The organism is uncultured Hymenobacter sp., from assembly GCF_964242765.1.
Classification (GTDB): Bacteria; Bacteroidota; Bacteroidia; order Cytophagales; family Hymenobacteraceae; genus Hymenobacter.
Window position 1 is genome coordinate 115,931 of sequence record NZ_CAXTBM010000007.1, and the last position, 14,550, is coordinate 130,480.

General features: G+C 51.3%; 14 protein-coding genes. 6 read left to right on the top strand and 8 right to left on the bottom strand.

The window, feature by feature from the left end:
* Nucleotides 1-59: 59 nt before the first annotated feature.
* From ACFE7X_RS04730 to lepB, 3 genes are all read left to right on the top strand, one after another.
* The gene (locus tag ACFE7X_RS04730) at nucleotides 60-707 is read left to right on the top strand and encodes a DUF5683 domain-containing protein (RefSeq protein ID WP_375434514.1); all 648 of its coding nucleotides are present in this window, start codon (nucleotides 60-62) and stop codon (nucleotides 705-707) included.
* Between the two features lie 96 nt (nucleotides 708-803).
* Entirely contained in the window at nucleotides 804-1,523 is a 720-nt protein-coding gene (dapB, locus tag ACFE7X_RS04735) for a 4-hydroxy-tetrahydrodipicolinate reductase (protein ID WP_375434515.1), read from the top strand.
* Between the two features lie 168 nt (nucleotides 1,524-1,691).
* A complete protein-coding gene (lepB, locus tag ACFE7X_RS04740; protein ID WP_375434516.1) occupies nucleotides 1,692-2,870 on the top strand; it encodes a signal peptidase I in 1,179 nt (392 codons plus the stop codon).
* Between the two features lie 125 nt (nucleotides 2,871-2,995).
* Here the strand turns inward: lepB and ACFE7X_RS04745 are convergent, their stop codons facing one another.
* Nucleotides 2,996-3,661, bottom strand: a complete 666-nt coding sequence (locus tag ACFE7X_RS04745) for a uracil-DNA glycosylase (protein ID WP_375434517.1) — start codon at nucleotides 3,659-3,661, stop codon at nucleotides 2,996-2,998.
* A gap of 109 nt (nucleotides 3,662-3,770) precedes the next feature.
* Here ACFE7X_RS04745 and apaG point away from each other — a divergent pair, with 109 nt between their 5' ends.
* Nucleotides 3,771-4,157, top strand: coding sequence for a Co2+/Mg2+ efflux protein ApaG (gene apaG, locus ACFE7X_RS04750; RefSeq protein ID WP_243796718.1), 387 nt, complete (start codon nucleotides 3,771-3,773; stop codon nucleotides 4,155-4,157).
* 105 nt (nucleotides 4,158-4,262) lie between these two features.
* Nucleotides 4,263-5,093, top strand: coding sequence for an O-methyltransferase (locus tag ACFE7X_RS04755; RefSeq protein ID WP_375434518.1), 831 nt, complete (start codon nucleotides 4,263-4,265; stop codon nucleotides 5,091-5,093).
* Nucleotides 5,094-5,123: 30 nt separating this feature from the next.
* On the opposite strand, the gene kdsA is transcribed toward ACFE7X_RS04755, so the two are convergent.
* Nucleotides 5,124-5,948 (bottom strand): 3-deoxy-8-phosphooctulonate synthase, encoded by an 825-nt coding sequence (gene kdsA, locus ACFE7X_RS04760; RefSeq protein WP_375434519.1) that lies wholly within the window; start codon nucleotides 5,946-5,948, stop codon nucleotides 5,124-5,126.
* Nucleotides 5,949-6,166: 218 nt separating this feature from the next.
* Complete coding sequence (locus tag ACFE7X_RS04765) at nucleotides 6,167-6,790, bottom strand: methyltransferase domain-containing protein (protein WP_375434520.1); 624 nt, start codon at nucleotides 6,788-6,790, stop codon at nucleotides 6,167-6,169.
* 127 nt (nucleotides 6,791-6,917) lie between these two features.
* Between ACFE7X_RS04765 and ACFE7X_RS04770 the strand changes: the two genes are divergently transcribed.
* Nucleotides 6,918-7,865 carry a hypothetical protein gene (locus ACFE7X_RS04770; protein WP_375434521.1) on the top strand — a complete coding sequence of 316 codons (948 nt, stop codon included), beginning with the start codon at nucleotides 6,918-6,920 and terminating at the stop codon, nucleotides 7,863-7,865.
* 177 nt (nucleotides 7,866-8,042) lie between these two features.
* On the opposite strand, the gene cphA is transcribed toward ACFE7X_RS04770, so the two are convergent.
* The 5 genes from cphA to ACFE7X_RS04795 all read right to left on the bottom strand — a co-directional run.
* Complete coding sequence (gene cphA, locus ACFE7X_RS04775) at nucleotides 8,043-10,670, bottom strand: cyanophycin synthetase (RefSeq protein WP_375434522.1); 2,628 nt, start codon at nucleotides 10,668-10,670, stop codon at nucleotides 8,043-8,045.
* 376 nt (nucleotides 10,671-11,046) lie between these two features.
* A complete protein-coding gene (locus ACFE7X_RS04780) occupies nucleotides 11,047-12,432 on the bottom strand; it encodes a tyrosine-type recombinase/integrase (protein WP_375434523.1) in 1,386 nt (461 codons plus the stop codon).
* A 58-nt stretch (nucleotides 12,433-12,490) separates the two neighbouring features.
* Nucleotides 12,491-13,417, bottom strand: coding sequence for a hypothetical protein (locus tag ACFE7X_RS04785; RefSeq protein ID WP_375434524.1), 927 nt, complete (start codon nucleotides 13,415-13,417; stop codon nucleotides 12,491-12,493).
* Between the two features lie 105 nt (nucleotides 13,418-13,522).
* A complete protein-coding gene (locus tag ACFE7X_RS04790) occupies nucleotides 13,523-14,293 on the bottom strand; it encodes a hypothetical protein (protein WP_375434525.1) in 771 nt (256 codons plus the stop codon).
* Between the two features lie 37 nt (nucleotides 14,294-14,330).
* The coding region (locus ACFE7X_RS04795) for a hypothetical protein (protein ID WP_375434526.1) at nucleotides 14,331-14,550 on the bottom strand (220 nt) is incomplete at its 5' end.

Sequence of the window (14,550 nt, forward strand, 5' to 3'; positions counted from 1 at the left end):
AGCCTTCATCCGTCAGCGTTATCGATTCGGTTTTCGTTGACTCGCCTTGGCTCCCCATTATGAAACTCCTATTCTGCTTCCGACACCTGGCTGCTACGCTTCTCCTATTGGCTCTGCCACTAGCGCAGCAAGTACGTGCCCAAACCACCCCGCCCGCCCGCACCACGGTCGTTACGGCGGGGCCAGATTCGGCGCAGGTAAACACACCGGTAGTACCCGACTCGGTGCGCCGCACGGCTACACTATTCGGCTTAAAGATGACTAAGCCCTCCAAAGCTGGTCTGCTCTCGGCGCTGCTGCCGGGCGCCGGACAGATATATAACCGACGTTGGTGGAAATTACCGTTAGTATACGGCGCTGTGGGTGGCACTCTTTATGGCGAGCTATTCTATCAATATCGGTATAAGACCTTTGTAAAGGCGAAGGATAATCGTAATAATGGCATTCCGGATACTAATGAGCTTACTAGAGAGTATAACAATTCCCAAATTCAGCGAGGCATCAACGATTACCGGCGGCAGCGTGACGTGTTTATAGCGTATGTTGCCCTGGCTTATGGAGTGCAAATACTCGATGCCGTGGTGGATGCTCATCTGCGCGACTTCGACATCAGCGACGATTTGAGTTTGCGTTGGGAGCCGACAATGCTGCGCATGCCTACGGCGGCTGTCACGCCGGGTATCGGCCTCACTCTCACATTTAAATGAGCTTCTGGTTGCTCGCTGCTGATTTCTAGTTGCTATTCGACTAGTCTCTTGGCACGACAACTGGAAAGCAGCAACCAGAACCTAGTACCTCACGAAATGAAGCTTCTGTTGATTGGCTACGGCAAAATGGGCCGCGCTATCGAGGCCCGCGCTGTGGCGCGGGGCCACCAAATTGTTGGTGTCATCGACCCTGTTTACCCCGAAGCCAGCATTGCCGACTTCGATACTACTACTGCCGATGTAGCCATAGAATTTACGCACCCCGATGCTGCCTTTGCCAACGTGCAAGCTTGTTTGCGCCAAGGATTGCCCGTGGTGTGTGGCTCTACGGGCTGGCTCCACCATTTTCAGGAGGCTGTAAAACTGTGCCAGACCAATGATGGCTCTCTGTTTTATGCCTCCAATTACAGCGTGGGCGTGAACCTGTTCTTTCACTTCAACGAATATATCTCCACCAAAATGCATCAGTTTGGTGGGTACGATGTGCAGGTACGCGAGATTCATCATACCCAGAAGGTAGACCAGCCTAGCGGCACGGCCCTCACGGCGGCAGAAGCTATTCTGCGCCATTTTCCGAGCAAAACCACCTGGCGCAACGAGGCTGCGCAAACTTCCAATGAGCTGGCGGTGCTCAGCGAGAGGACCGGCTCAGTGGTGGGCACCCACATTGTGACGTACACTTCCGAAGCCGATACCTTGGAACTCAAGCACGAGGCCCATACCCGTGACGGATTTGTGGACGGCGCCTTATTGGCGGCCGAGTGGCTGCCCGGGCACCAAGGCGTATTTGGCATGAAGGATTTATTGGGTATTTGAACGGCTGGCTGGTTGAACTGTTAACTGATTGGTTATTACGACCTATTTGTGAAGTGCAAGTCGGTCAACGTTTAAATACATAGCCATACACCCCTAATTTCTTCGGATATTCCGACTTTAACTTACTGCCTGGCCTAGCTGGGCTCTACCTGATTTTTCATTCTTGCTATGGCCGTACAACAGTCCTGGGAACAACGCATGAAAGCGGCTTCCACGCCTAAGCCTATCGAAAAAAAGAAAAGCTTCTTTCGGGAATGGGGGGATGCCATCCTGTTTGCCGTAGTGGCCGCCACCCTTATTCGTTGGGCTACTTTTGAGGCCTATACTATCCCGACGCCTTCGATGGAAGATTCGCTGCTGGTAGGCGACTATCTCTTTGTGAGCAAGCTGCATTACGGACCGCGTACTCCCCAAACGCCGCTGCAAATTCCGCTCACGCACCAAACCCTTTGGGGTACTGGCCTCAAAAGCTACTCCGACGCCATACAGCTACCGAGCTACCGCCTGCCGGGCTTCTCGGAGGTGAAAAGCGGCGACGTGGTGGTGTTCAACGTGCCTTTCGAGAGCCAGCACCCCGCCGACTTGCGCACCAACTACATCAAGCGTTGCGTGGCTATTGCCGGTGACGTGTTGGAAATCAAGGATACGCAGGTGTTCATCAATGGCAAGCCAATGGTGAATCCACCACAAAGCCAAAACCGCTATTTCCTGCAAGTACCCCAGCCCAACGACGACCTAAAAAAGGCGTTTCAGTTGCAAGGCGTCACCAACTTCAACCGCCCGGATGGCCAGCCGGAGCCTCTCTACGGAATGCAGGAGCCTACCTTCATGATTGATGCTACGTCGGCCACGGCGGATTTTTTCCGCAAGCAGCCGTATGTAAAGGCGGTGGTGCAAGACAAAGCCACGCCCGGTCAGGCAGAACCCGATGTTTTTCCCAACAATCCGGATTATCCGCAGAGCACGCCGCAGCCCATCAACAACTGGAACAAAGACAACTACGGACCGCTACAACTGCCCAAAGAAGGACAAACAGTACAGCTCACGCCGCAGAATACGCCTATCTACCAGAAAATCATTATGCGGTACGAGCACAATGAGGGGGTGACGATGGTGAATGGTGTGTTGACTCAGAATGGTCAACCGATGAAGAGCTACACCTTCAAGCAGAACTACTACTTCATGATGGGCGACAACCGCCACGACTCGCTTGACTCGCGCTACTGGGGCTTTGTTCCTGAAGACCACATCGTCGGCAAAGCCGTTCTGATCTGGATGTCGGTTGATCCATACGCCGATTTCTTCCACAAGATCCGTTGGAGCCGCCTCTTCAACACCATCCACTAGCCTATGGCTTTCAGCAATTAGCTTCAATAAAAAGGGCTTGCCAAATGGCAAGCCCTTTTTATTGAAGTTGGCGGCAGAGTTTTCATCGCCTTCAGAAAGTGCTTACTCTTTCTGAAGGCAGAACCTTACCAAACAATAGGCTTCAGGTCATGCTCTTGAAGGTAAGCGTTGGTTTTGCTGAAGGGACGAGAGCCGAAAAATCCGCGGTCGGCAGCATAAGGGGAAGGGTGCGCGGCTTTAAGAACGAGGTGTTTGCGCTCATCGATAAGCTCGGCTTTCTTTTGAGCATAAGCTCCCCACAAAATAAAGACGGCGTTTTGCTTTTGCTCGGAAATGGTTTGAATGACGGCATCAGTGAACTGCTCCCAGCCTTTCTTTTGGTGGCTGCCAGGCTCGGCCGCGCGCACGGTAAGCGTGGCATTGAGCAGCAAAACGCCTTGTTGCGCCCATCGGTCGAGGTTGCCATTGGGAGCCGGCGGCGTACCTGGCAAATCATCCTGCAACTCCTTGAAAATATTTTGCAGAGATGGAGGCGTGCGTTTGTCTTCCGCCACTGAAAAACTTAAGCCATGTGCTTGGCCTTTACCGTGGTAGGGGTCTTGGCCAAGAATTACCACCTTCAATGCCTCAAACGGACAGGCATCAAAGGCGTGAAAAATTTGTGGCCCTGGCGGGTACACCGTAGCCGTAGCATACTCGCCCCGCACAAAAGCAATTAAATGTTGAAAATATGGTTTCTCAAATTCTGGCTGTAATACCTTGCGCCAACTCTCTTCTATCTTTACATTCATACGTTGGAAAGAAATATTGCGGATTGAGCGGACCATGGTTAGCTCCGGCTGCGTACATAAACCAATTTCCGGCCTCGGCTGTTAGTCTCACCCACACCGCACAGTAATCATGAATACGACCACCACGCAGGGCGTTACCGTGAGCGTCACGACGAACTATTTGCCCGACTATTCGAGCCCCGGCCAGGAACACTACGTGTTTGCCTATAAAATTGATATTCGCAACAATGGTGAGTACACCGTGAAGCTGCTACGGCGCCACTGGTATATCTACGACGCCAACGGCGTAGTACGCGAGGTGGAGGGCGAAGGCGTAGTAGGTCAGCAGCCCGTCTTGGAGCCCGGTGAGGCACACCAGTATGTATCGGGCTGCAACCTAAAATCTGGGTTAGGCAAGATGCGCGGCACCTACGAAATGGAGCGCTTAGCTGATGGAAGTGTTTTCACGGTGGAAATTCCGGAGTTCACCCTTGTCGTGCCTTACCGCCTGAATTAATTTCAATGAAGAGTTGAATGGCTGAATGGTTAACTAGCTGGTCGTTCTGCTTTTTCGTTGAACGACCAGCTAGTTAACCATTCAGCCATTCAACCCTTTAGCAACTTGCTTTTCCAGGCTTTTCGCTACGTTCAATTTTTTTTTCGCTCGGGGAATGCGCATGGGCTGCATTCCCCGTTTGTTTTTGAGCTGTACAACCAAATTATTCAGCACGACGGGCAGTTTTCGGCTTTCAACGACATTGAAGCCCGGCGGCGCGAGTTGCTACAAAGCCAGCAGTTCATAGAAGTCCGCGACTTTGGGGCTGGTTCGCACACGGGTGCGGGCCGGCAGCGCCGGGTGGGCGACATAGCCCGTACTGCTGCGAAGCCCTCCAAGCTGGCACAATTGCTTTTTCGGCTGGTCAATTATTTCAGGCCTCGAACTATTCTGGAGTTGGGCACCTCCCTCGGCCTCACCACAGCTTACCTAGCGGCTGCTGATTCGCGCAGCCGCGTGCTTACTTTCGAAGGCTGCCCCAACACGGCGCAAATAGCCCGCGAAACGTTTCGGGCCCTGCACCTGCGCAACATCGAGCTGATTGAAGGCAACCTCGACCAAACCCTTGCTCCTGCCCTGGCCGCTCTAAACGTCCCCCTCGACTTCGCCTTCTTCGACGGCAACCACCGCTACGAGCCAACTCTGCGCTATTTCAATTTGTGCGTAGCTCATCGCACGGAGCAGAGCGTATTCGTGCTCGACGACATTCATTGGTCCGCTGAAATGGAACGTGCCTGGAACACGATTCGTCAGCATCCAGAAGTTCGCTTAACCATTGACCTGTTTTTTGTTGGCCTGGTATTCTTCCGTCGCAACCAACCTCGGCAGCACTTCCGGTTGCGCTTCAACAACGTGCTAGATAAGATGCTAAACCGGGTGAAGCAATTATCGGCATGAAGTAACACCAAGCGAAGCTCCAACTTGGCGTTACTTTACTGCCTCGCGTATCCGCGTGAGTTTCACCAGCAACTCTTCCAGCTTATCCAAGGCCAGCATGTTGGCTCCGTCCGATTTGGCGGTGGCTGGTGTGGGGTGCGTTTCAATGAACAGACCATCAGCTCCGACGGCAATAGCCGCTTTGGCAATAGTCTCGATAAGGGCTGGCTGGCCGCCGGTGACGCCGCTACTTTGATTGGGACGCTGCAAAGAATGCGTCACATCCATCACCACGGGCACCCCAAAGTCGCGCATGGCGGGCAAATTGCGAAAATCTACCACGAGGTCGGAATAGCCAAACGAGTTGCCCCGGTCGGTGAGGATGACGTGTTGGTTGCCGGACTGCCGCACTTTATCGACGGCGAACTGCATGGCTTCCCCGTTTAGAAACTGTCCTTTCTTGATGTTTACCACTTTGCCTGTTTCGGCGGCGGCAATCAGCAAATCAGTCTGCCGGCACAGAAACGCCGGAATTTGCAGCACATTCACGTACTCCGCTGCCAGCGCCGCCTCTCCCGATTCGTGAATATCGGTGACGGTGGGCACTCCTATTTCGCGGCCAACTTTCGCTAGAATCTGCAAGGCCTTTTCGTCGCCGATGCCGGTGAATGAATCAAGGCGGGAGCGGTTGGCTTTGCGGTAAGAACCCTTGAAGATGTAAGGAATCTGAAGCTTATCGGTGATGTGGCGCACTTTCTCGGCAATGCGCAGAGCCATATCTTCCCCTTCAATCACGCAGGGGCCAGCCATCAGAAAAAACTGGCCGGAATTGGTATTGCGGAAGTGCGGCAGGGTGTTGGCGAGGAGTTCAAGCATAAGAAGGAAAGTGTAGCAAACACATTGGCTTGTGCCGGTCGGCCTAAGCTAGTTCGGAAAGTCAAAGGTAGCAGAGACGCACTTCTTGGACTTGGTTGATAAACAGCGTCAATGTCTTTAGCGCAACCACCAGCATGCGCCGAGTGCATACCAGTTTACACTTCGTGTTTGCAGCACAAGTAAGCGGCAATACTACAAGCTATTGTGGTCCACTTATCCTACTTATGCCGCACCGCAGCTTTCTTTTTCAAACAAATGAATAATTCCCTGCCTTGCCGCGGCCGAAGCGAATTATAAGCCGTTTCGAAATGCGCAAAATTGAAATATGGATCGAAGTACGCTCGATATTCTTCCCTGGTGCCACCAAATGGAGGCTCCGGCGAATCGCCAAAGTCGGTTTCGAATAATAAGCCCACCAAGGTGCCGCCCGGGCGCAACAAACGAGCGCACTGTTCAGCATAAGCCGGGCGCAAGGCAGGATCGAGGGCACAAAAGAAAGTTTGCTCCACCAGCATATCGAACGGTGGGGAAGGCTGGAGCTCGAAGAAATTTCGGTGGAGCAGATGAGCTGCCGGAAACGCTGGCACTCGCTGCTGAAGCGCCTGCAAGGCTTCAAGGGCAATATCTGCTACAAACACATTTGGGAATCCTTTCTCGTGAAGATATTCAGCTTCATAGGCCCGTCCGGCGCCTGGCACGAGAAAACGCTGGTGGTCGGCGGGGCCTAGCTGGTCGAAATAGTCGCGCAGGGGCGGTGTTATAGCGCCGGCATCCCAGCCAGTTTGGTTGGCCGCGTAGCGTCCGCTCCAATAGGCTTCATTGAGTTGGATGGTAGGTTTCATATAGACCTCGTACCTTTCACCGTCTGATTTTACTTGACTGAAGTTAGATTGTTGTAAAATTTCGTTTGTTTGCGGACAAAGATACCACACTACCGGCGCGTCCGACTCTTACTTAACCCTGCTTGCAATGGAACAAGATCACAGCCCCACCCCCCGGAACAACAGTCGCTTTCTACTTATCGCTGCTCTAGCGCTGGTGCTACTCGGCATTAATGGCGTCCTGTATTGGATGAACCGGCAGAAGACCGAGGAAAACGAGCAACTCACTACCCAGGTAACCGAGAAAGATTCCAAGCTGCAAGAGCAGATCAAACAGTACGAAACGCTGAAAGCCGATTTCGAGCGGCAGAGCCAGGAAGTCCAGTCGATGGGTTTGTCGAACGATTCGTTGGAAGCTAAAATTGCTTCCGTGAATGCCGATTTGCTTAAGCTTCGCTCTTTTAAAGCTGGTAGTTTCTCCATCAAGGAGCAGCAGCGCTTCAAGCAGCGCGCTATCAACTTCGAGTCGCAGCTTCGTAAGAAGGACGAAGAAATTGCTCAGCTCAAGGCAGACAACGAGGCCCTGTACACGGAAACCACTACGCTCAAGGACCGCCAAAACAAGCTCACCGATACCATCACCACCATTGCCCGCTCCAACCAGGAGTTGAGCGAGAAAGTGGCCGTGGCATCGCGCTTACAAGCCGAAAACATCCGCATTGGTGTACTAAACTCGCGCGACAAGGAAAAAGACGACGACGACAACGAGTTCAAAGCGAAGCGTGTTGAAAAAGTAAAAATCACTTTTAATTTGGCTCGCAACGACGTTTCGCCCAAAGAAACCAAGCAGATTATGCTGCGCCTGATTGAGCCCGACGGCGCTGCCCTTTACAACTTGAGCACCGGCGGTGGCACGTTCATGGTAGACGGCTCTGAGGCTTTTTACACGGCCAAGCAGGACCTCGTATTCGACAACACCCGCCAGCCCGTTCAGTTTCTATACGCGAAAGGTGCTCCTTACAAAACAGGGCAACACACGGTAGAGCTGTATGAAGGCGGCGTGATGATAGGCAAGACTTCTTTCACGCTGAAATAAAGTATAGATGTAAATGGGGTAGATAGCGCAATTCCACTCCGTTTAACATTATAAAAAGAAAAGGGCCACCTCGTTTGAGGTGGCCCTTTTCTTTCGTTGGTGCTACTAGAATCTATGCGAAATCAGAAATTCGTGCTGCTTTCTACCGACTGCTTGCTTGCAGCCCAAGTGCTTGAGTTAGGCTTGTGATTCGTATTCTTCCAGCTTCTTCAGCACGGCCGTTATGTTCTCGGTGAAGAGCACGACCACCGAACCTTGTGGAGCATTGGCCATCACATAATCAACTGCTTCTAGCTCGTTTTCGATGTAGTTGATGGGTAGTTCGGGCTTATCAAGCCGCAGGCCGCGGGTCATGATTTCCTTGAGAAATTCGGCGGTCTTGCCCCGCAAGTCGCGGTCTTGGCGCAGGATTACCTCGTCGAAAATGCGGCCGGCCACCCGCGCGAAGCTTAGTGTATCTTCCTCGCGCCGGTCGCCTAGCCCCGATACCATTCCGATTTTACGAGTGGCTTGGGTGGCGTTCAGAAACTCGGCGAATTTCTCGATACCGTGGGTGTTGTGCGCATAGTCGACAATCACCTCGAAAGTCGGAAACTTAAACACGTTCATGCGGCCTGGCGTCTTGCTGGCCGATGGCACAAAGGTGCGCAAGGCAATCTTGATGTCTTCACGCTCAAAGCCCGCTAGGTATCCCGTCAAAGCAGTAGCCAAGCTGTTTTCGATATTGAAGGTAGCGCGGCCGCCGAAGGTTACTGGAAACTCGGCGGCCCGGTCGATGCGCAGTTTGTAGCTGTTCTTGTAAATAGTTACGTAGCCTTCCTCATACACGGCCGCTACCCCGCCTGCCTCTACATGGTCGAGAATGCGGGGATTGTTTTCGTCCATACTAAATAGTGCTACGCGGCATTCCAGCTTTTCGCGCATGGCATATACCAGGTTGTCATCGGCATTAAGAATAGCCCAGCCGGTTTTGCGTACTGTGCGAGGAAGCACGCCTTTCACCGCGGCCATTTCCTCGACCGTATGAATGTCGCGCATGCCGAGGTGGTCGGCGGCCACGTTGGTGACTACCGCAATGTCGCAGGTGTGGAATCCTAAACCTGAACGTAGCATCCCGCCGCGGGCTGTTTCCAGCACCGCATAGTTGATGGTTGGGTCTTTCAACACGAACTCGGCACTGACCCCACCCGTGCAGTCGCCTTTTTGTAATTGCCGGCCCTGAATGTAGATACCGTCCGTGGTAGTGAAGCCTACTTTATATCCCTTGGAGGCCACCATGTGCGCAATTAGCCGGGTGGTGGTGGTTTTGCCGTTGGTGCCCGTAATAGCAATGATTGGAATGCGGGAATTGCAGCCAGGTGGAAACAACATATCCACAACCGGCTCGGCTACGTTGCGAGGCAGACCTTCGGCTGGCGAGATGTGCATCCGAAAACCGGGCGCGGCATTCACTTCAATTACTGCGCCGCGCGTTTCATTTAAGGGCACCGCAATATCCGTTGTCATCAAGTCGATGCCGCAAATATCGAGTCCTACAATGCCCGCGACGCGCTCGGCAAGCAGTACATTGTAGGGATGCATCAAGTCGGTAACATCGGTAGCCGTGCCGCCAGTGCTGATATTGGCGGTGCTCTTCAGGTAGACCATTTCGCCTGCTGGCAGCACCGACTCCAGGGTGAGTTTCATCCCTCTCAGGATGTCCATTGTGTGCTTGTCGGCCTTGATGCTAGTAAGCACCTTTTCGTGCCCTACCCCGCGCCGGGGGTCTTTGTTTACTTCGTCGATGAGTTCCTGGATGGTGTGCTGTCCGTCGCCAACCACAGCGGCTGGTGTGCGTTTGGCAGCGGCCACCAACTTGCCATTCACGACCAATAACCGGAAATCTGCGCCCTCAATAAATTGCTCTACAATCACGGCCTTGGAATAGGCCTGGGCCATTTTCAGACCTTCCACCGCATCTTCCCAATTCATGATACGAATGGTGACGCCTTTGCCGTGGTTGCCGTCGAGCGGTTTAGTCACGAGGGGGAAGCCGTAGTCTTCAATGGCGTCGCGCAATCCGTCTTCCGAATACACGGTAGTTCCTTGTGGCACTAGCACGCCCGCATCGTCGAGCATGGCTTTTGTGCGGTTCTTATTACCCGCTATTTCCACGCCCGCGTGTGAGGTATAGCTAGTAGTAGTGGCCCAAATGCGCTTTTGATTTACGCCGTACCCGAGTTGGATGATGCCGCTATTCTTAAGTTGGATGTAGGGAATATCGCGCGAGGCCGCCTCCGATACAATGCTCCAGGTGCTCGGACCAATAAACTCTTGTTCCCGGATTTCGTGTAACTCCGCAATGATTGGCGCTAAATCCACCGTTTCCTTGTTGCAAAGCGCTTCCACTATTTCTACGGCAGCTTCGGCGGCGCGCCGACCGGCACGCTCTTCCTGGTAGCTGAACACTACAAACTCCACACCTTCTTCGCGCGCCGGATACGACTTCCCCCAATGCACGGGCATGCCGGCCTGCCGCTGCAATTCCAACGCCACGTGCTGAATAACATGGCCCAGTGGCTCCCCAGCGGCTAATTGCTCCTGTGTTAGGGGCGGATGCTTAGCGGCATGTTTCTGCGATTCGAAGGAGGCGTGTGGCTTGCCAAGCTCTGGCATCAGTTCAGTGAGTCGATCAGCTAGCTCTGGAACAGCATTCGACCAATGGTCGGCAAATTCTTCGAGGTCCACTTTCATTACAATCAACTTGTAATGTTTAACGGACCAGTAGCTGGGTCCGCGCATAGCGCGTAGGTCAATAATCTTCATGATAGCAAGTGGTGGAAGGCGAGTTAAGCGCGTTGTACGCGGAAGCTAAATGTAGGGATTTGAGCCTGCAAAGCCATCATAGCCTTCCTTTCAGCCTTTATTGCTCGTTTTTATTCAAAGCTATTCCCGAACAACTCCGCCCACATTTTTCCAATCAACAAGGCCTAAACCCTTCATTGCAAGCGTTACACGATCAGGCCACCGCCAAACAAGGAAAGGACCCGCTGCAATGCAGCAGGTCCCTTCCTTGTTTGAAGTCGGTCCGTAAAAAATTTGCCCCGGCTGGGGCTAATCAACCGGGGCACTCAGTAAGCGGAAAACAGAAAAGAGGTGACGGGCGAACCCGTACTTCCGGACAAAGGCAGACGAAAAGTGCCTAAGCGGCATCATCAACTGGGTTTTCAGCTACCGACTTCGACAGCGCTTGCCGCCCCGTGTCCGGCACTTGTTGTACTGGTGTTGTACTCAATGCTTGGTACACCTGCCGGGCGTGCTCGTCCACGGCGTAGGTATCCATCTGCTGTAAATAGAGCTGCGTGGTGCGGGTGTTCGTGTGGCCCAGCAAGCTGCCCACGCCGCGCAAGTCGCCTTTCAAAGTGCGGTCAGCTAGTGTGGCTAGCGTGCGCCGGGCCACGTGCGAGCTGAGCTTCTTTTCGATGCCGTACTGCTTGGCCGCCCGCTTCAGATTAGCATTAATCTTAGACGTCATCTGCTTGGTGAGCTCCAACTGGTCGCGGGGATGCAGCCGCTCGAAGTCCGCCGGCAAGTAGGGTAAGATATAAGCGTCCGGACTGGGCTTGCTCCCATCGGCCGGGCGGAAGGAGTCGAGTAACTGGGCTAGCTCGGGCGTCTCTTCCACTTCCTTGAGCCGGCCGCCCTTGTCCATTACGAACCGCACCCGGCCGTTTGCTCGGTCTTTCCACTTCAGCCGCAGAATTACCCCGATGCGGGAGCCGTGTAAATAATACTGCAAGTAATACACGGCCCGGGCCAGGTGCCGCTCCTTGGCGAGCACTACCGTTTCAAAGTTGTCTACTTCTTGCTTATCCATCCATACCCGTTTGGGCTTGGCTTCCGGATACTCGTATAACGCCATCGGGTCTTTATCGGGCGTGAGCAACCGCTTCTTGATAGCTTCCCGAATAAAGCTATGTAGCGTCTTCAGGTTCTTAACGGTGGTGGTGCCGGCGTTGCCCAACTCGGTGAGCAGGTAGCGCTCATACTTTTTAAGGAGCTCCTCCGTGATGAGTGGAATAGGCAGCGGGACCGGCGTGGGGCTATGGCACTCGCGTTGGTACCAGGTCTCTAGCTTGTCGACTATGGGCGTGCGGGAATCAATCGTGCCCTGGCTCCAGCCGGGTGACTCCACCCCTTTCTTATACGCCTCGTCGATTAATTGCTGCTCCTCGAGTAGACGCCGGCGGCAAAAAGTAAAGAAGTCTGGGGCGCTCGGGTCAAGGTCGCCATTGCGAAGCGTCGCCTTGAGTTGATCCGCAGACCAAGTGGGATGTACTTGCGCTAGCTTGCGGGCCCGGTTGTACCACGCCAGCAACTCCTTATTATACTGGGTGCACTCTCGGTGGCTGGACTTGATCCAGTTCTCCTTGTCGAGTGTAGCCTTGGGATTCCAGTGCTTCTCGGCAACTGCTACCCCCGTGTTGGTGAAACGAACTACCCGGTTTACCGTGATGCGCAGTCGTACATCATATAGACCGTCCGCGTCCGCACTGGCAGCTAAAGTTATCTTGAAGGTCGCAGGCATTAGACATTTGACAACTTGTCCCTTACCAGGGAAGATGTAAAACCCTGTATAAATTGATTCAAAACTCTAATTCATAAAAGGAACTCATAACTTTTTTTACATAGCTTTTCTGCCTTTCCGCCGACATTTTATCATATAGTCCTAATCCATATTTTATCACAGGATTTGGATTATTTTCCTTAATATAAGGTATAACAGCTGTGTGTATTAATAATAATTGAGCCTCAGTATCACTTGTTTTGTGCTTAATTAAAAAATCCTTAAAACCATTTACGTCGTCTTTATCATTTATCACTTTCAGAATGACATCCTTTAATTTATCTAATTCGTAGGCGCGAAAATCTATAGACTGTGTAGGCCTACGTGCTGCTATATAATCTGATTCATAATTTGTTTGAAACGATTTAATCTCTACAACCTCTTTTTTAAGCTCTTCTAACGCCTCGACTACGCTTACTTGTTCGGTAGGTATAGTAGCAGGGTTAATTGTCACTTCAGTAAAGTAAGATAGATAAGGGCGATACCTACCTACTGAATCATCTTTATAAACAGAATCAATAAGTTCCGCTAATTCATTTTTAAATTTAACCAAAGCAGAATATCTAAGGTTTCTTCCATAATTATAGTAACGTAGCTGACCTATATCGAACGGATATTTTTTCTCTGAATCGAAAATAATTATTACAGGTTTTTTAGCTGCAAATCTTAATCCTAATTCAATCATGACATTAGGGTTCATATCGCTTACATCACATACAACTATCTCATTATGAAATATATTATTTATAATTGTTGAATGAATTATGTCAGCTTTGCCATTTGCGCTTACCAAGTTAGCTTCAAAGCCCGCACTATCTGCTGCATCCTGAATCACTTGTAATACATCTTGCCAATGCTCTTCTGAGTAGCCTTCTGATGCACTGATAGGCATTATAATCCCGCATTTAGGCTTGGAAGTATTTGCTGGTTTTTCTTTTTCCGACATAGAAATTCTATTTAGAATAACACCCGCTACAGGGCCGGCGTTGTTGTTTCTTAGCCTCTGCGAACTTCACCTTGCGCGGCATCGTGCTGCTGTTGGCATGTATGATTAACCCTCTTCCACAAGCTCAACAATACTGCTGCGCTCCTCCCAAGGCACAATCTCACTAGCTCCTCGCAAAAGATTTATGACAGAAGTATTGCCGCCATCTCTATAGCCATTAGCGTTCGTATCGATTAAGCTTAATTTGTGCCTTACACTTGGCTCTAACGCGCTTCCTCTAACTGCTAAAAAATTAACAGTTGCTTTTGCCATGCTACTAGCAAAGTGGTATGTATTTGATCCTGTTATGAATTGAACTAAGCTTATATTAGATCCTCGATAAATTCCCGCGCTGAATGTAATATTATCACCACGGCGCAATTTCTGTCCCCATTTTATTTCCCGGCCAGGAAATACTTCGAGTAAGAATGAGCCAGCGTTTTTAGCAAATCTTTCTCTCGTTACGGCCTCTTGGTCAACCTCCAAAGTCATTTGCTGCGCGTTCACAATGCCAGTTATAAAGCTGGCCATGTCGTGAATAAGCGAAGTTACAAGCGCTCTATTCGAAGTTTTTATATAAAAAATCAATTTGTCATATCTATCTAATACACGCTGAACTTTATAATGTGCTTCATAATGACTAAGTGCTTGGTTATAGCATCGGCTTTGTTGAACATTTTCATTTTCTACATACTCTGCCAAATGTAGATAGCCTCCATCTGTGACAATAAAATCACTGCTTCGTTCTGTCAGAAAAACCGAAACAAACTTGTTGCTAGTAGTGGAAAAAGGAGTAATAATCTCCAGTGTTGCTCCCCGGAATTTAAAATCCCACATAGCAGAATGGTCTCGGATGACCTCGTGGTACAGGCCTTCAAAACTGGGTGACATAGGCGAGGGGGTCATCATCGACTGGAATTGGGAAGATTTCTTGTTGAGCAGTAGCCTGTAATAGAACAGACGGATAGCCAGCTGGATTATGACGAATGTTAAACTCGTCATAAAAGTGAATCACACAGTTAGCTACATCGCAGAGTTGAGCAGCAGCCTCGGGATTGTTTAGCACATCTGTTTTGTATTCATACCGTCGTCCA